Source organism: Streptomyces formicae (assembly GCF_002556545.1).
Taxonomy (GTDB): Bacteria; Actinomycetota; Actinomycetes; order Streptomycetales; family Streptomycetaceae; genus Streptomyces; species Streptomyces formicae_A.
This window is the reverse complement of record NZ_CP022685.1, coordinates 691,379-708,825: the sequence shown is the minus strand read 5'-3', so window position 1 is coordinate 708,825 and position 17,447 is coordinate 691,379. Positions and strand designations below refer to the sequence as shown.

9 protein-coding genes and 5 pseudogenes are annotated in these 17,447 nt (G+C 64.6%); 7 read left to right on the top strand and 7 right to left on the bottom strand.

The features are described 5' to 3' along the window. Nucleotides 1-186 precede the first annotated feature (186 nt). The 3 genes from KY5_RS42425 to KY5_RS02960 form a co-directional block, all read right to left on the bottom strand. Nucleotides 187-495: a transposase gene (locus KY5_RS42425; RefSeq protein ID WP_234362595.1), complete on the bottom strand. Its 309-nt coding sequence runs from the start codon at nt 493-495 to the stop codon at nt 187-189. Continuing rightward, the gene (locus tag KY5_RS42420) at nt 396-815 is read right to left on the bottom strand and encodes an IS110 family transposase (RefSeq protein ID WP_234362594.1); all 420 of its coding nucleotides are present in this window, start codon (nt 813-815) and stop codon (nt 396-398) included. Before KY5_RS42420 ends, KY5_RS42425 begins: the two co-directional genes overlap by 100 nt. Before the next feature lie 395 nt (nt 816-1,210). Beyond that, nucleotides 1,211-2,080 (bottom strand): IS5 family transposase, encoded by an 870-nt coding sequence (locus tag KY5_RS02960; protein WP_098247031.1) that lies wholly within the window; start codon nt 2,078-2,080, stop codon nt 1,211-1,213. A gap of 441 nt (nt 2,081-2,521) precedes the next feature. Between KY5_RS02960 and KY5_RS02955 the strand changes: the two genes are divergently transcribed. The 4 genes and pseudogenes from KY5_RS02955 to KY5_RS02940 all read left to right on the top strand — a co-directional run bounded on the left by KY5_RS02955 (nt 2,522) and on the right by KY5_RS02940 (nt 10,729). Next, a complete protein-coding gene (locus KY5_RS02955) occupies nt 2,522-3,361 on the top strand; it encodes an IS5 family transposase (RefSeq protein ID WP_098240697.1) in 840 nt (279 codons plus the stop codon). A 2,207-nt stretch (nt 3,362-5,568) separates the two neighbouring features. Continuing rightward, nucleotides 5,569-7,305 (top strand): hypothetical protein, encoded by a 1,737-nt coding sequence (locus KY5_RS02950; RefSeq protein WP_234362593.1) that lies wholly within the window; start codon nt 5,569-5,571, stop codon nt 7,303-7,305. 244 nt (nt 7,306-7,549) lie between these two features. Next, a complete protein-coding gene (gene asnB, locus KY5_RS02945; RefSeq protein WP_098240696.1) occupies nt 7,550-9,388 on the top strand; it encodes an asparagine synthase (glutamine-hydrolyzing) in 1,839 nt (612 codons plus the stop codon). A gap of 544 nt (nt 9,389-9,932) precedes the next feature. Beyond that, nucleotides 9,933-10,729: pseudogene (locus KY5_RS02940) on the top strand (IS5 family transposase). Here KY5_RS02940 and KY5_RS43040 read toward each other — a convergent pair. The 3 genes and pseudogenes from KY5_RS43040 to KY5_RS02930 all read right to left on the bottom strand — a co-directional run. Further along, nucleotides 10,657-11,379: pseudogene (locus KY5_RS43040) on the bottom strand (flavodoxin-dependent (E)-4-hydroxy-3-methylbut-2-enyl-diphosphate synthase). The pseudogenes KY5_RS02940 and KY5_RS43040 sit on opposite strands and share 73 nt — an antisense overlap. Continuing rightward, nucleotides 11,309-11,779 (bottom strand): flavodoxin-dependent (E)-4-hydroxy-3-methylbut-2-enyl-diphosphate synthase, encoded by a 471-nt coding sequence (locus KY5_RS43035; protein WP_324965832.1) that lies wholly within the window; start codon nt 11,777-11,779, stop codon nt 11,309-11,311. The pseudogene KY5_RS43040 and the gene KY5_RS43035 overlap by 71 nt, the downstream one beginning before the upstream one ends. A gap of 129 nt (nt 11,780-11,908) precedes the next feature. Beyond that, nucleotides 11,909-13,025, bottom strand: a pseudogene (locus KY5_RS02930) (IS110 family transposase); the annotation flags it as partial. A gap of 152 nt (nt 13,026-13,177) precedes the next feature. Between KY5_RS02930 and KY5_RS02925 the strand changes: the two are divergent. Next, nucleotides 13,178-13,305, top strand: a pseudogene (locus KY5_RS02925) (IS701 family transposase); the annotation flags it as partial. Between the two features lie 752 nt (nt 13,306-14,057). Here KY5_RS02925 and KY5_RS02920 read toward each other — a convergent pair. Beyond that, nucleotides 14,058-15,116, bottom strand: coding sequence for a polyprenyl synthetase family protein (locus KY5_RS02920; protein WP_098240695.1), 1,059 nt, complete (start codon nt 15,114-15,116; stop codon nt 14,058-14,060). 188 nt (nt 15,117-15,304) lie between these two features. Between KY5_RS02920 and KY5_RS02915 the strand changes: the two genes are divergently transcribed. Together KY5_RS02915 and KY5_RS43195 are read left to right on the top strand one after the other, a co-directional pair. Further along, nucleotides 15,305-16,660: a tetratricopeptide repeat protein gene (locus KY5_RS02915; RefSeq protein ID WP_098240694.1), complete on the top strand. Its 1,356-nt coding sequence runs from the start codon at nt 15,305-15,307 to the stop codon at nt 16,658-16,660. Between the two features lie 684 nt (nt 16,661-17,344). Next, a pseudogene (locus KY5_RS43195) lies at nt 17,345-17,425 on the top strand (hypothetical protein); the annotation flags it as partial. Between the last annotated feature and the right edge of the window lie 22 nt (nt 17,426-17,447).

The following is a 17,447-nucleotide window of genomic DNA, read 5'->3' as shown; positions in this document are numbered from 1 at the left end:
GAGCATATGAAGGTAGTAGACCTCTCGTGCGACGAAGCGTTTGAGGCATCTGATGGTTTCGCGTTTGGTTTTGCCGTCTTTGGTGCGCCGCTCCAGGTAGTTCTGGGTGCGCTCTTCGAGTCGGAGCCGCGTGAGGACGATGCGGTAGAGCGCGCGCTGCATTGGCCTGCCGGTCGCCGCCCCGGTTCAGGCGGCGGTGCCGACTTTGCCTGACGAGTGCTCCACGGGGCTGACACTGCAAAGCGCGGCGAAGGATGCCTCGCCGGTGAGGCGGTCGTGGTTTCCCCCGGCCGCGATGAGCAGGGACGCCGCACTGTCCGGCCCTACTCCATAGACCTTCAGGAGGGCGGGGCTGAGGCCCTGGACAATTTTGGTGATCCATTGCTTGAGTGCGGCTATCTCCTTCGAGAGTTGCTGGATGCGGATGGCCAGCAGCTGCAGGGCGTGCTGAACGGAGCCGTGCCGTGGATCGAGACGCGGGCACGCAGCGAACAAGGCGGGATTGCGTAGTGGCTCAAGGGTTTCCCGCAGTTGGGCGTCGGCGCTGACGAGGATTGCCTTGAGCGGGTGGCGGTGGCCGAAGCTTTGACCATCTTGGCCACGCGGAGTTCTTCCACGGCTCCGGCGGTGTGCTTGGGGCGGATGGAGGCCCGGCCTGTCAGCACGGCCCGTGCTGCTGCTTCGGCGTCCACCGTGTCGGTCTTGCAGCGCTGGCGCCGTGTTGCCCGGTCCGGCCGGTTGACCTCGATGACCCGCACTCCCTCGGCGATCAAGTAGCGGACCATGGCGGCACCGTAGGAACCGGTGCCCTCCACGCCCGCCTGGCGGACAGCGCCGAATGAGCGGCTCCAGAGCAGCAGTGCGCGATATCCGCGTGGTGGCCGGGAAGGCCTTCGTCTCCAGCAGGGCACCCAGGGGCGTCAGAACGGCGACCACATTCAGGTCTTTGTGTGTATCGATGCCCAGGATCAGATCGGCATGCGGTCGGACGTGGGGAGGGTGCACGATGGACCTCCGTTCAGCGCGGGCCAAGGCCCCAGTTCCGGCCGGACAGGAGGTCAAGACTGTGAGAGTGCCACTGCGAAAGCCCCTATCGGGACACGCCCGCGGGCCGGTATCCGGCGTCCCGTCCGACCCCGGCCGACAGATCAACTCTCTGGACACGAAGGTCAGTCCCAGACCAGGTCAGAGGTCGTTTTCTCCTGTTGTTTCATCCCGAGATGAGCCTTTGATCCGCTGATGTCGGGTCGCGCCAGGAGATGGTTGTCTCGCCGGTGAGGCGACGGGACATCAAGTCGGTCATCTCGAGATGGATCATGGCTTCGGAGCGGTGCGGGTGGGTTTCGTAGTCGCGGGCCAGGCGGCGGTGCAGCATGAGCCAGCCGTAGGTCCGCTCCACGGCCCAGCGTTTCGGGATGGGGATGAATCCCCTGTTCCCGGAGGTGCGGGCGCTGATCTCCATGTCAATGCCGAGGGTGGCGGCGTGCTCGACGAAGTGCTTGCGGTAGCCGCCGTCCACCCAGGTCTTGTGGATCGTGGGGTGGTTGGCGGCGACCTGGTCGAGCAGGCGGGTGCCGGTGTTGGAGTCCTGAACGCTGGCCGCGGTGACCAGGACCGCGAGCAGCAGGCCAAGGGTGTCGGTCACGATGCTCCGCTTGCGGCCCACGATCTTCTTGGCGTTGTCCGTGCCCTGGCTCGCGGCGGGGACGCTGGTGGAGGTCTTCACGCTCTGCGCGTCGATCACGCAGGCCGAGGGCTCGGTGCTTCGGCCCTCCTGTTCGCGGACTAACTCCCTTAGCAGGCCGTTGAGCTGGGCGAAGATGCCGTCCGCCTGCCACTTGGCGAAGTAGCCGTAGACGGAGTTCCAGTGGGGGAAGTCGTGCGGCAGGTAGCGCCACTGCACTCCGGTGCGGTCCACGTACAAGATCGCGTTCATGATCTCGCGCAGGTCGAGCTCGGCGGGTCGGCCGAAGCCCAGTGCCCGGCCGTGGCGCTCGTAGCGCCAGGCGGCCAGGACCGGCTCGATCAACTCCCAGCGCGCATCGGACAGATCACTCGGATACGGGCGACGGTCGGCCATGACCTGGAGATACCGCCGTATCGGGGCGTGCGCCCAGGCGTGCGTGCGGCCGTATCGAAGCACGGGACGGACCCGGGCGTCCTGGAATGAGACAGGCGCAAGCAGTCCTCCACCCCAGCTGTCACACCATTCGTCTCGGCATCCACCACCAGCCCGACAGCCCCACCACCACCAGATCATCGGACGGCATAAACATGGCTATACCGCAATGACTCAGATGAAAACGACCTCTGACTGAGCGTGTGGTCCTGTTTCGTGGCAATGTGTTGCGGTTTTTCGGGGTCAGGATTCCGAGACTGATGGGGCCGACGAGCCGACACATCTGCGAAGCGGTCCGAGAGGATCGTTTCGTCCGGGCTCATCCTGTGTCATCCCAAGGCGTCCCCGCCCGCGGGTGTTTGCCTGCTTGCCGAGCCGAACGCGCCGCTGTACATCGGAAACATGGCTCCGCACCGCGGCTACCCCAGCGATCTGTCCGATGCCCGCTGGGCGCTGATCGAACCAGTACTGAGCGCCTGGCGGGCCGAGCGCCGCGGCCGCGGCCTGGACATCGGCCGCCCGCCCGAGCACGACCTGCGCGCCCTGATGAACGCCGTGATCTACATGGACCGCACCGGCATCCCCTGGCGCTATCTGCCGCACGACTTCCCGCACTGGCGCACCTCCTACGGCTACTTCGCCGCCTGGCAGCAGGATGGCGTGTTCGAGCAGCTCAACGGGCTGCTGCGGCGCCTGGTCCGCGAGCGCGAGGGCCGCAACGGTGAGCCGTCCGCCTGCGTGCTGGACTCCCAGACCATCAAGACCTCCGCCAACGTGCCCCTGGCCGACCAGGGCACCGACGCCGGGAAACGGATCATCGGCCGCAAGCGCCACCTCGGCTGCGACACCCTGGGCCTGCTGCTGACCGTGCTGGTCACCGCCGCCAGCGTCTCGGACACCGCGGCCGGAGTGACGCTGCTGTCCCGCATCGCCGCGGTCCATCCGCAGATACGCAAGGCCTGGGTGGACGCCGGCTACCGCACCACCGCCATCGAGCACGGCGCCCGCCTGGGCATCGACGTCCACCCCGTCCAACGCCCGCCAGGCGTCAAGGGGTTCACGATCATTCCGCGCCGCTGGACCATCGAACGCAGCATCGGCTGGCTCATGCACCACCGCAGACTCGCCCGCGACTACGAAACCCACCCACACCGCTCCGAAGCCATGATCCACCTCGCGATGATCAACCTCATGACCCGCCGCCTCACCGGCGAAGCCACCCTCAACTGGCGCGGAACCTGAGGCGGGACCAAACACACCTCACAGGACCACACGCTCAGTGAGGGGCCAGCGGCTCCGCGATCTCCCACAGCCAATCCGAATTGATCCAGCTCCAAGTACCCCGCCCCATACGGGATTCCACGTTCGCCTCACTGCGTCGGACATCCAGCAGTATTTTGCCATCTGCGTGAGCTCTTTGCTGCATGCACGAGCCCGGGAAGGCCATGGCGTAAAGTTGAGTAAATACGTCACATTTACAACTTCCCCTAGGCAGGTGCGGATATTATGATCTAAGTATTAGATCTAGAGAGTGCGCCACATTTGGAAGCGGACTTTTGCTGGACTCGTTGTACAGTCAAATAGCGAGGAGGGCCTCATCGGTGCCCTATCTAGAAGAATTTAACTGTCGTAAACGTCGCTAGGGCGTATGAGATGTGGTTATAGTGCCTGTCGCAACACAAGGTGAGTTGGATGGTGGCTTCGTGGCGGACGGCGAGCTTGTGGTTTTCTGGCCTACGCATTTCTCGCGACTGAAGCCTGGTGGTCTGCCACCCGTGCTGCCACGCCGATGGCAGTGTCCTGCCTAAAGGCTGTCCCGGTTAATCCTGCGGGCACACGACGACAGCTACGGTGTCTCGCTGCTCCGCTGAGCCGGGGCACACGGATGTGGTTTATCACTTCGGTGAACAGCGGGGCATTGCCGCCCCTGTCGACGGTAACGATCATGACCAAGACATGGAACGAGGATTCTACGGCGAGGCGAGTCTCGTGGTCAGGCCGCCGCGAGTGCCCGATGTCGGGGCGTCCGGCTCGGACGCGAGTACCTGGCTGCCCTGCCCGCCGCGCTGGTCCCCTTTTTCCGGGCTCGGCGGCGTGCTGGTGGGGCCCGGCAGATGGTGAAGTCGACAGAGACCTCTTACTCGATATTCCCAGCGGCGTCGGCCTTTACGCAATCTCTCCGGAATTCCGGCCCAGGCGCCATTGACCCGCTAGCCTCAGAAGATGCAAGTATAAAAATCCCCGAGGCCCGTACCTAACCGGCACGTCGTGCAATACAAGTAGGGATATCAAGAATGCGGTAACTTAGTATCGCTACCTTCTGTTCAAAAAAGGCAGCCCAGTTATCGTTTCAATTATGACCTACCGTGCAAACTGAGGAGTGGCTATAGCAACCGGGTTGACTGTGAAAACCATGGCTGGAGACTATGACTGCAGAGCTTTGCGGCTGCGGGCTCCTAGTGTGGTGGGACCGGCTAGGAATCGTTTGCCTCTTGTAGTGGTGGATTGCAGGCATCGCCTTCCGCCAAGAAAGAGGACTCCTGTTTCGGGCGGTACGCCTGAATCAGGGTCGAGGATTTTACCTCATTGATGCCTGCTCGGCGACACGGGGGTATGAGGTGCTGAGGCCTGACAGTGAACCATGGAGCAAACATGTATAGGTCCGGAATGAAACGTAAGAGGACCGGCAAATTAACAGAACCGGGCCCTGAGCTACGTTGCAGATAGCACACGAATCGCGATCCTTCAACGGGTGGACGGCAGCGGCCTGCGCTGGTGCGGGGAGCTGGGCAAGACCGGTGTCCTCGACTATGACCCGACGACCGGTGCGTCGGGTCAGTGCCTGCGCGGCGAGAGCGGGAACCGGAGCGGAGGGGCGGGAGCCGGCGAGCCAGGAAGCGACCGAGGCGCGGCTGTAGCGTAGAACCATTCCCCGTGTGGTGCCCAGGGCGTTGATTGCCCGGGCCAGAGCACCCGCGCTCCAGCCGGCCTCCGCCAGGAGCGCGGCCAGCTGGGCATTGGGATCACGACGGGCCATGACAGCCTTTCCTCCGCTCTCTCGAATTCGCAAGCGCACAAGCGTTTGACGCGTTTGACGCCCCGGCAGCCCAAAGCGGCTTCCCTTTCCAGCGGGCGCGGCGCTTGCTGGAGTTGTGCCCACTCTCGCGGGCTCGGAAGAAGGAAGCAGGCGGGATTTGGACACCCCCGCATCCGTACCCTCATCCCATGAAAGGGGAGACCACCATGGCCGCGCCTGTGGTCCGCACGCCCGCGTGACTGTGATCCTGACTCAGAGCGTAGAGCTATCACTACGCCCCATCGGCTACAGAGTGTGGGCCAAGGCTACTGAACTGGAGGATGGATCCCCTACGCGAATGTAAAAGGATCACCAGAAAAGTGTGAAGTGCAGAAGCATGGGAATCACACCGTTGTCACCTTGGAGGTTAGGTATGACCGGCAATCCGGTAGATTTGGTGCCGCTGAATTTCCGAGTGCACCAGTACCAGCGCGACGTGACTCCGACCGCTCCGCCTATGTCGGTCCTGTGGACACGTAAGGCGGTAGCTGGCACTCCTTTGGACCATCATGTACAGCGTGTGCGCCAAGCGCTGGATTCTGGTCAGGACTGGAGTAGCGGATCTGGCTGGCGCTACGCTCCTGAGACCCAGCTTAACCAGGCCTTGGATAATCCAGCTGCTCTCGGGGAAGAGTTCGCTCGGTGGACGCGGGCTTGTGCGGAGATGGTCTTCACAAGCCGTGAACTGCTAGAGCTCATTCAGGCCACCCGCGTCAGCGGTGTAGTTGGTGATAAAGTGGCCCTTCGCCCGGTATCGGTTGCCCAGGATCGGATCGGGGAGATCTACGCTCGGGCTCGAGCGGGTGAGAATGCCGGACGGTCAACGAAATCGAAAATTGATACCTGCACTTCTCCTTCATGGGTCACGGTAATGGAGAGGCATGGCCTATCAGGTGTGGCGTCCTACCCTAACTTTGCCGTTGGTTCGTGGTGGGAGTCGCTACTTTCCGATGACTGCCCCGGGTGGCAAGACTACCTTATTTGGCTAGCGTATTCTTTTTATCTTGAATACAATGTTGATATTATCGAAGGGGGAGGTGAGTCCTTGGTGCGAGAAATTGTTGCTCTGTGGGATATGCCGGATCTCCCTCTTGAAGTTCAGGCACGCAGACTGCACATGTCGTGTGACATGGCTTTCTTTGATCTTAAGCGCCGTCACGAGGCTGGTATGAAGAGTCGCGAAACTGATGGGCGGAGTGGGTGGGTCTTCGCTGATAGAGACATTTGGCGTGACTTCAAGGCCGTTGACAGCGGTGTTTTTGGCCATTACCTGTCGTTTGCTGAAGGTGCTGAGGGACGCGACGACATGATGATCGCAGGGCTTGTCAATGACTGGCCGGACCTCGGGCCTGACCTACGTGCACAAGAGTGTGCTCAGAGCGTACTCGCTCTAACACGCGGCTCCTTGGCTCTCTCGGATCTGCTGGATTGTTACGAGCGAACCGTCTGGATGCTTAACGCACAACTCACGCCAGGTGGTTACGTGAAGGAAGAGCGGTACACAGGTGCAGTATTCGCCTACGGAACCTGCCTGTGGCAGTCGAGCGCCCACCGCCATGACTTGTGGCGGTACTATACGCTCGCCAGCGATCTATGTAGCGATGCCCGCAATCGGGATATGTACCTGTCCGGTCAACTCGCCGACTGCTATACACCCACCTTCGGCATCAAGGATCTTGACACATCGAAAAGAGTGTCTGTGCCCCGCCGTGCCATGCAGTACACCGTTTCCGTCGGCGGGGATACTCACAGCGGGACGTTGCAGGTTCATCAGGCCGTGTGCAACGCTGTTCAATCTGGTATGATACCCATGAGTCTCGTGGATTATCAGCTTGTCCTTCCGATGCTTCTCCAGCAGCGGCGTATTACTGCTGATGCGTTCCTCGCGTATATGGACGGCAAATATTGCGAAAACTTCGCTACGGTGATTGATTCAGGCCACGCGAGCGGTTTCTCGCGAGAGTACGGGATGGCAGTATTTGCACTCGTTCTGGAGCAGTGGTGGAACGGAATCTATTTTGCCATCGGAGCTGGCAGCTTGGTCGAGGCGCAGCCCGGTCTTATCGCATCAGACCGTGACCATGACCGGATCTTTCCAGCGTCACCTTAGTTGAGGTAGCGCCGAGGTGCACTTACTGATTCAAAAGGTGGCGGCGCGCGTAGTCGCCTCAAAAGGAGTGCCGAGTGTAGCGGTGGAGAAAGCACTCGTGAGGGTGAAGCTGCTCGCGTTTTGCCTCTGCAGGCAACACGCATGTGCTGCTCTGATTGACTGACGACCAGCGATGGCAGGGTGCTGGTGAGCCGCGGGGCTGGTACTGGCCCTGCGCAGTAGCTGGTATAGAGAGGGCACGTGTATGTGCGGAATCAGCGGATGGATCTCCTACGAGCGGGACCTTTCCTTGGAGTCCAGCACACTTGCGGCGATGACGGAGCCGCTAGCCTGCCGTGGCCCCGACGCCGCCGGGATGTGGCTCAACGGACACGCCGCTTTCGGCCACCGCCGCCTGGCTGTCATCGACATTGAGGGCGGCAAGCAGCCCATGAAGGTCGAGCGGGACGGGCGCACTGTATTGGTGGTCACCTACAGTGGCGAGGTGTACAACTACCGGGAGCTGCGTGCCGAGCTAGAAGGTTTGGGGCACATCTTCCGCACAAGCAGTGACACCGAGGTGGTGCTCCACGCCTATCTGCAGTGGGGCGACGCTTTCCCGGGCCGCCTCAACGGCATGTACGCGTTCGCCCTGTGGGATCCACGCGACCAGGAACTCCTCCTAGTCCGCGATCGGATGGGCATCAAGCCCCTATATTACTACCCGACCAGTGACGGAGTGTTGTTCGCCTCGGAGCCGAAGGCGATCCTGGCCCATCCTGCAGCGCGCGCGTGCGTCGACGCGGACGGCCTGGCGGAACTAATCGCGTTCACCAAGACACCCGGGCACGCCATCTACAAGGGGATGTACGAGCTAAGGCCCGGCCACACCGCACGGGTCGACCGGCATGGTCTGTCGGTCAGGCGCTACTGGGCCCTGGAAGCCCGCGAGCACACCGACGACATCGACGCTACCATTGCCTGCGTACGCGATCTCTTGGAAGACATCGTGGCCCGCCAGCTCATCTCGGATGTGCCGCTGTGCTCCCTGCTCTCTGGTGGCCTGGACTCCTCGGCCATCACAGCCCTCGCCGCCCAGCGCAGCAGCGGACCGCTCCGCACCTTCGCCGTCGACTTCAGTGGCCAGGCCGAGAACTTTAGCGCCGATGACCTGCGTTCCACCCCTGACACCCCTTACGCCCACGCTTTGGCCGCGCACGTGCGCTCCGACCACACCGACATCATCTTGAATACGGCGGACCTGATGGATCCTGGACACCGCAGGGCTGTCCTGGCCGCCCATGACCTTCCCACCCGGTTCGGCGACGGCGACACCTCTCTGTACCTATTGTTTCAAGCGGTTCGGAAACACTCTACGGTTGCCCTGTCAGGTGAGTCTGCGGATGAAGTCTTCGGTGGCTACCGCTGGTTCCACGACCCCAGTAGCGTGCACGCAGATACCTTTCCGTGGATCGCTGCCGGCATCGCCGGTGGGTTCTCTGGCAGCACCGGCACCCGCGACGCCCTGCTGAACACAGGCCTGCGTACGGAACTCGACCTGGACGGCTATACGGACCGGCGCTACCACGAGGCTCTAGCTGAAGTCCCCTACCTGCCCACCGATACGGGGCTCCAGCACCGGATGCGGGAGATCAGCTACCTCCACCTGACCCGCTTCGTGCAGATCCTGCTGGACCGCAAGGACCGGGCCAGTATGGCGACGGGCCTGGAAGTCCGCGTCCCTTTCTGCGACCACCGATTGGTCGAATACGTATTCAACACCCCCTGGGCCATGAAGACCTTCGACGGCCGGGAGAAGTCACTGCTCCGCGCCGCCACCCGTGACCTTTTGCCGTCCGTCATCTCACAGCGAATCAAAAGCCCCTACCCCAGCACGCAGGATCCCCACTACGCACAAGCCCTGCGCGCTGGGCTGCAGGCCGTCCTTCGTGACAGCGATTCGCCCGTGCTGCCCCTGCTGAATACGTCTGCCGTAGCCCAGGCATCCACGGCAGACGCGACCCTGGAGACCCGGCCGGGCGCCGAGCTCGTCCTGGGCCTGAACGACTGGCTGCGTCGCTACAACGTGACACTTGAGATCTAACCGCGGGCAGGGTTGTCACTCAGATGACCTCTGGTTCGTGTAGTTCATGGGTGATTGCGTTTTATTCGTCTTGCCAGGTTGGGGTGGTTTCGCCGGTTGTGCATTGGGTGAGGGCGCAGATTACCGCGAGGCGGATGATGCTTTCTGAGGGTGAGGGTTTGGTCTCGCAGTCGCGGGCGAGCCGACGGTGCATCATGATCCACCTGAGGCTGAGGATGGCTGCGGGCCGTGGCCGTCTCCGGCCTGGCCGCATAGCACATTCGGACCGTGGCACCGAATACACGAGCAGTCAAATCCGTTGCCTAATGAACGAGTTGCGTCTCCGGCAAAGCTGCGGCTAGACGGGAACTTGCTTCGGGCAATGCCGAGAGTTTCTGGGCCCTGCTCAAAGAGGAAATCGGAACCCACGTCTGATTTAACCGAGTCACTGCCCGAGCCCAGGTCGTCGACTTCATCGAGGTGTTCTACAACGGTCGTCGGCTGCGCAAGCACAAGGTCTTTAGACGCCATTTCAGTTGGCGTGTTCTTGCGGCAGTCTGGGGTGATGAGTGCTGCGCTTGTCGAGCGGATGGCGCCGGAAGAGTTGTGGATGTTGTTCCAGCGGGTGGTGCCGGTGGCACCGGTTCGCGCGCAGGGCGGGGGCACCGTCGGCGCGGAGACCGCGAGGTGCTGGCCGCGATCGTCTTCGTGGCCACCTCGGGCTGCACATGGACCCAACTCCCGCCGGGCTCCGGCCTGTCAGGGGTCACCGCCTTCCGGCGCTTCACCGAGTGGACCGAAGCCAGGGTGTGGGCCAAGCTCCACCGCTTGGTCCTGGACGAACTCGGCACGCGGGGAGAGCTTGACTGGTCGCGGTGTGCGATCGATTCAGTCAGCGTCCGAGCTCTCAAAGGGGGCAGCTGACCGGACCGAATCCGACCGACCGCGGCAAGAAGGGATCGAAAATCCACCTCATCGTGGATCGCCAGGGCCTGCCCCTGTCGATCGGCATCTCCGCCGCCAACCTCCACGACAGCCAGGCTCTCATCCCGCTGGTCCGCGGCATCCTGCCCGTTCGCTCTCGACGCGGCCCGCGGCCCGCGGCCCGGCAAGCTGCATGGTGACAAGGGCTACGACTACCGCTACCTGCGGCGATGGCTCGCTTCCCGCGGCATCCGGCACCGTCTCGCCCGTCGGGGCGTCGAGTCATCCCGACACCTGGGCCGACACCGCTGGGTAGTAGAGCGGACCATCTCCTGGCTGTCTGGGTGCCGACGCCTCCACCGCCGCTACGAGCGCAAGCCGGAACACTTCCTCGCCTTCACCGCGACCCTCATATGTAACCGCAGACTCACCAAGTGAAACGACGTCTTAGCTACCTCACGCCAGCCGAGACCCGACAGCGACACCAATACGACCTTGCAGTACAAAGATCGAGTGGCCAGGATCACGGGGAAGCTCAGGCATGGGGTTTCACCGCCTACGCGGACGGTAGCTTGGTCAGTCAGGCGCAGGGCTTCGGTCCAGGAGGGTTTCGACGACCTGGGATTCGGTGACGATGCGCACGACCTTGCCCTTGTCGAAGAGCTGGCCTTGCCGTTGCTGCAGGACACACTGAGGTCGGCTTCACGGGATTCGCCGGGTCCGTTGACCACGCAGCCCATGACCGCAACGCGCAGCGGGTGGGGAAAGCCGTCGACGGGGCCTCGACCTGGGCGGTGAAGCGATGGATATCGACTTGGCGGCGGCCGTAGCCGGGGCAGGAGACGATCTTCAGTTTGCGTGGGCGTAGGCCGAGGGACTGCAGGCTGTGGCAGTCGGCCTGCCTTGACCTATTCGACCGGGGGCGCGGACAGGGAGACGCGGATGGTGTCGTTGATGCCCGCAGCCAGGAGGACGCCGAAGGCGACGGCGGACTTGGTGGAGCCCTGGTAGGCAGGGTCAGTCTCGGTGACGCCGAGGTGGAGGGGGTAGTCGCAGGGCTCGGCCAGCGCCCGGTACGAGTTGATCATGGTGAGGGGGACGTGGTGTTTGACCGCGATCTTCAGGTCCGGACGCGGTGTTCCTCGAAGAGGGAGCATTCCCACAGGGCGGATTCGGCGAGGGCCTTGGGGAGGCGTGGCTGTACGTCTTCAGCAGGCGCGGGTCGGGGGAGCCGGTGTTGACGCCGATGCGGATGGGCACTCCGACGGAGGAGGTGACCTCGGCGATGTCGGCGACGCGGTCATCGAGTTTCGTGATGTTGCCGGGGTAGCGTACGGCGGCGCAGCCCGCGTCGATGGCTGCGAAGACGAAGCGGGGCTGGAAGTAAATATCGGCGGTCGCAAGGACGCCGAACTCTGCGCAATCTCCTCTTTGGCATCGCGGCCCGGCTTGGGTAAGGCATCTGTCCGGCGCCCACGCAACCGTCACATTACGACCACCAGGGCCCTGCACCGATCTACGGTGAGGGGTGAACTGCCCGGGTGGTCGTGAGCGTCACAGCCCTGATGCTCGAACAGCCCGTAACGAACTCTGATCTCGTCCTGGACTGTCGTACCTACGGATTAGGGCCTGGGTGTGGTGCTTGCTTTCCTTGATCTTCTTGTCGTAGTAGGTGCGGGAGGCGGGGTCGAAGAGCGCGGCGAACGCGGAGAGGAAGAAGGTCCTCTCGAGCTGCTTGTTGCCGTTTCGACTGCTGTTCGCCGCGGATTGAGGAGCCCGAGCTGCGGGTTGTCGGGACGAGTCAGGCATACGCGGCGAGGTGGGCAGCGGAGGGGAACCTGGTGCCGCCGCCGACGTCGATGAGGAGACGAGCTGCGGTCCTGACCCCGACTCCTGGCATCGAGGTCAGGATTGTGGAAAGAGGGTGAGCCGCCAGCAGTTCTTCGAGTCGTTTCTCCAGCAGGCGGCGCTGTTCGAGGAAGCCGGTCAGCGACCGGGCGAGGCTAGGGACGATCAACGAGGCTGCCCCGGTGCCGGGAACAACGACGGTCTGCTCGTCGAGCGCAGTGAAGATTGCGCTGCTCAGGCGGTCTGCCGTACGGGGCGCTTTGGGACGTATCGCGGTGGCAATCCGTCGGCGTCCGGCCTGGCGGAGCTGGGCCGGAGACCCGAAGTGTTCCAGCAGGGCCAGGACGGCTGGGTGCTGCATGCGTGGACCCAGGACCCGTTCCAGATGCGGGTGGACCTGTGTGAACAGGCCGCGGAGCCGGTTGGAGAGCCGGTTGGCCTCGGCGACCAGGTCGTTGTCGAAGCAGACGAGCATCTCGAGCGCGGCGACCGTCTCGTCGTCGGCGTCGATCGCGCGGAGGGTGTGAGGCATGGAGCGGGCCGCGTCGGCGATGATGAACGCGTCGCGGGCGTCGGTCTTGGCTTCGCCGGGATGCAGATCGGCGATCCGACGCATCGTGAGTCCCGGCAGATAGGCGACTTCGCAGTTCAGAGCACGGGCGACGGCCAGCGGTAAGGTCCCGATGGAGGCTGGCTGGTCGACGATGACGAGCACGGTTCCATGCTTGGACTTCAGCTTGGTAAACACCTCACGGAGCTTGGGCTCGCTGTTGGGCAGCCTCCGGTCGAAGGCCTTCTTCCCGGCCGGGGTGATGGCGGTGGCGTGGTGTTCGCCCTTGCCGACATCCAGGCCGAGGAAAACGTCGATGCCGCTGATATCGATCATGCCGAGCATCCTTCGGTGGTCCTGTTCACCCGGCCTAGCCACGGCGCCGATCGCCACATCCACATTACGAAGAGCCTCCCGACCTGGGGAAAGGCCGGTGGTCATGCCCCCAATCAGCGGTCTGCCAGCGCCTCCGGAGCTGGCTCCCCACACACATGACCCTGGCCACGGTGCCCACGCCTGCCTCACCGTCCTGCGAGCCCGCCAGCTGGAAACGAACAAAGCAGAAACGGATTCTCCCGGCTCATCCACCTCAGCCTCGCCGAAATCAAACGTCTGATCACGCGGCTGGCCAACCCAAGACCCGTGGCCGTCGAGCACATCCTGCACTGGTCAACCTGGCGTCGACGCCGCCAACACCAAGCCCGCATCAGCCCTTACAAGCGACGCGGACACAGCCCCTGACCTAGCCAACAGTCACGGGAAAAACCGTTGCAGTACTAAGCCGCCTGGATCCAGGCGAACCCTCAAGCGCATTGAGGGCACAACTCGCTACTCCTCACAACACCGCAGATCAGACCACCTGTAAAATTCCTTTACAGAAAACTACGTTTGAGGTCGAGTTGATACTCGACCCCTTAGACGGGGCCCGCGCCCCGGTCCAGCAGCCGCTCCACGGCGTCGATAGCGCGTTCCACTCGGCGCAGAATGAGCGTGGGGACGGCAGAAGCACCGTGCGGGGAGCGGACACGGCAGCATAGGGTCTACTACGTCATAAAGAGCCGGGGCTGGGTGTTGGTCCGTAGTGGCGGCGGCAAGTGCCATGCGGAGCGCCCCCTTGGACACCGGCGGCCGACGGCCCACCAGGCATCGGTGTCTCCCCGGCGCCCGGTCTGGCAGTGCGCACCGGGGCCAGGACTGCGGCGCGGCTGCTGCGGCGTACGGTACCGGCCAGCAAAGGGGCGGCCGGGCAGGGCAGTTCAATGCCGTCCGGCAGCATGAGACAGTCGGCAAGGGTGACGCAGCAGATTGCGGCGCGAACCATGGAGGAGCAGGCCAGGTGCGCAGGGGTGTGGCGTACGGAACTGGTCATCACGCCTTTCGGTGAGTCAGGACACCTGCCAACGCGGTCAGTTCGTCCAGAGCCTGCGGCTGAGGGTCGGCCTTGACCAGCGCCGTAAACGCAGCCGCCAGCTCCAGGTTGGCGGCCTGCTGCGCCTGTTGGCGCCCGCCGGCGTCGGCCACCCACTGGGTGGCCCGCACCCGTTGCTCCTCGCCGAGCGCTCCCTCGGCGGCATACATCGCGGCCAGTTGCTGGCCGGCAGGGGTGGCGGAGGCCAAGGCGGCGAGGACGGGGTAGGTCTTCTTCCGTGCGGCGAGGTCCGCTCCCACCGGCTTTCCCGTCGCTGCTGGGTCACCGAAGATGCCAAGAAGGTCGTCGACGATCTGAAACGCCACCCCGAGATGCCGCCCAAATTCGGCCATATACCCGGCGCGGACGTCCCCGCCCCCGCCGGCCAGGGCGCCCAGCGCACACGCACAGCCCATCAGGGCACCAGTCTTGTCCGCCGCCATCGCCGTGTACTCGGCCACCGTTACATCGGTGCGTGTCTCGAAGGCAACGTCAGCGGCTTCCCCCTCGACAAGCTGCGCCACGGCCTCAGCTAGCCAAGACACCGAGCGCGCCGACTGCGGGCCGGGTGTGTCGGCCAGTACCTTGCACGCCAGCGAAAGGAGTGCGTCCCCGGTCAGGACCGCTGCCGGCACCCCGAAGGCTTTCCATACCGTGGGGCGGTGCCGGCGCAGTGCGTCGCCGTCGAAGATGTCATCGTGCGCCAGGGAGAAGGCGTGGACCAGTTCCACGGCCACCGCCGCACCCAGCGCGTCCTGGCCGGTGCCACCAACCGCCCGCGCGGCGGTGAACGCCAGCGCCGGACGGACCGCCTTGCCCGCAGCCTCCACCGAGGGCCGGCCCTCGGCGTCTAGCCACCCCAGGTGGTATCCCGCCCAGCGGCGTGCGACGGCGGGCAGCTGACCGGCCCACTCCCGCAGCCCCGGCTCCACACTCCGGCGGGCCTGCACCAGCAGGTCCAAACCCTGCGACGCGGGCGTGCGGACCACAGGCGCGGCCATGGTGGTCTCCCCTTTCATGGGATGAGGGTACGGATGCGGGGGTGTCCAAATCCCGCCTGCTTCCTTCTTCCGAGCCCGCGAGAGTGGGCACAACTCCAGCAAGCGCCGCGCCCGCTGGAAAGGGAAGCCGCTTTGGGCTGCCGGGGCGTCAAACGCGTCAAACGCTTGTGCGCTTGCGAATTCGAGAGAGCGGAGGAAAGGCTGTCATGGCCCGTCGTGATCCCAATGCCCAGCTGGCCGCGCTCCTGGCGGAGGCCGGCTGGAGCGCGGGTGCTCTGGCCCGGGCAATCAACGCCCTGGGCACCACACGGGGAATGGTTCTACGCTACAGCCGCGCCTCGGTCGCTTCCTGGCTCGCCGGCTCCCGCCCCTCCGCTCCGGTTCCCGCTCTCGCCGCGCAGGCACTGACCCGACGCACCGGTCGTCGGGTCATAGTCGAGGACACCGGTCTTGCCCAGCTCCCCGCACCAGCGCAGGCCGCTGCCGTCCACCCGTTGGAGGAGGCCGACGCCGTGCGCCGGATGACCGCACTCTGCCGCGACGATACCGACCCCGCCCGTCGGGTCTTCCTTACCCGCACTGCCTACAGCCCGGCCGCTGTCGCACTGCCCGACTGGCCCCAGAAATCCCGCCCGCACCAACCGAGATCGCAGCGCCGAGCGACCGAGGCTGACACCCAGACCCTGCAGGACACGGCCCGCCTCTTCGCTTCCCTCGGCAACGCTCACGGTGGCGCCCACGCCCGCTCGGCCCTGGCCGCTTACCTTGCCGACGACGCCAGCTCCCTGCTGTCTGCCCCGGCCACTGAGACACTGCACCGGCAACTGCTCGTCGGCTGTGCACAGCTGACGCACCTGCTCGCGTCCATGACTGCTGACGCCGGACACCCCGGCCTGGCCCAGCACTATTACCGCACCGCGCTCGCCCTGGCCCACGAGGCCAGCCACCGCCCCACTTACGCCATTACTCTGCGCGCCACGAGCACCCTGGCTCTCCGCCTGGGCTATCTGCCCACTGCCGCCCGGCTGGCCCAGGCCGCCACTGACATCGCCGGATCCACCGTCGCCCCGGCCGCCTGGTCCTTCCTACTCAGCCAACGCGCCCTCACCCGCGCCGCGACGAGCCAGAGCCGTCTTGCCCTGGCCGACCTGGACGCGGCCGAACACGCACACAGCCGCGCGTCCATCGAACCCGGGGCCTTCAGCGTTTACCCCCGTGCCGGGCTCGACTACCAGCGTGCGGAAACCTTCCACGCCCTGGACCAGCCCGTCGAAGCCCTGGCTGCCTACCAGGACGCCGCCCGGCACCGCGCCCCCGCCGAGCACAAGCTCTACGCGCTGACTCAGGCCCGCCTGGCCGAAAGCCTCCTACGTATTGGGCACCTCGAGCAAGCCTGCACCCACTGGCACCTCTTCCTCGACCACTACCCTCACTTGCGCTCCGCCCAGGCCGACCAAGTTCTCGCCGGCCTCCGGCGCACCCTGGCCAGCTTCCCCCGGCAGCCCCACGCCACCGCACTGCGAGAGCGTGCCCACAGCTTCACCGCGCCGCCCGGCCCCTGACCCGCACCGTCACGGCAGTCTCACCGCGTTCGCCTTGCGGAGCAGTTCCCAGCCATCTCGGGCCCATCGTGAGTTCCGTAACCCGGCCGCCCGAGCACTCAGAACTCCACGCCACAAAGCCGGCCGCGTTCCCCGGCGACGCGTCCCCCTCAACGGGTACGCGCAGTACGGCCCCCGGGTACAGGCCCAACAAGCCCACTACGCTGAAAGGAGAAGGATCGTCCATGCCCCGACCCTAGGCCCCTCGCTTCCGCACCGCGCGCGACACACAGCAGAAGCCGAAACTATGACCCTACTGAGTTTTTCGTTAGTTCTGTGGGTGCGGGAGCTATGGCGGTGCCAGCATGTGAATGTGTCTTGCGAGTCGTAGGCCGTTGCTGCTGATGTCTCCGTTCCGCCGTTAACACGGCCGCAGTTGGCCGAGGCCCGGCGTATGCGCGCGGTCGAGTTGTTCGAGCAAAGACGTCCTTCGTCTGAGGTTGCCCGGGCGGGAGATGCCTCCCGAGAGCGTGCGCCGGTGGAGACGGATGCGGGAACAGGACGGGGCCCAGGCATTGCGGCGGCGTCCAGCCACCCAAACTCGATGACTCCCAGGTCGAGGCGCTGCGAGCCGCTCTGGAACAGGGCGCCCAAGCGCACGGGTTCGAGGCCAACCTGTGGACCCTGGAGCGAGCGGGTGTGGTGATGGAGGGGGTGAGCGGGGTGACGCTGTCCCGGGCATCGGTGTGGCGCCTGCTGACCGGACGGCTGGGCTGGACCCTACAGCGGGCCCACCGCCACACCGCCA

Excerpts from the sequence above, each read along its gene's own strand:
- KY5_RS02960 (WP_098247031.1), bottom strand. The coding sequence starts at position 2,080 with ATGGCCGACCGTCGCCCGTATCCGAGTGATCTGTCCGATGCGCGCTGG.
- KY5_RS02955 (WP_098240697.1), top strand. The coding sequence starts at position 2,522 with ATGGCTCCGCACCGCGGCTACCCCAGCGATCTGTCCGATGCCCGCTGG.
- KY5_RS02950 (WP_234362593.1), top strand. The coding sequence starts at position 5,569 with ATGACCGGCAATCCGGTAGATTTGGTGCCGCTGAATTTCCGAGTGCAC.
- asnB (WP_098240696.1), top strand. The coding sequence starts at position 7,550 with ATGTGCGGAATCAGCGGATGGATCTCCTACGAGCGGGACCTTTCCTTG.
- KY5_RS02920 (WP_098240695.1), bottom strand. The coding sequence starts at position 15,116 with ATGAAAGGGGAGACCACCATGGCCGCGCCTGTGGTCCGCACGCCCGCG.
- KY5_RS02915 (WP_098240694.1), top strand. The coding sequence starts at position 15,305 with ATGGCCCGTCGTGATCCCAATGCCCAGCTGGCCGCGCTCCTGGCGGAG.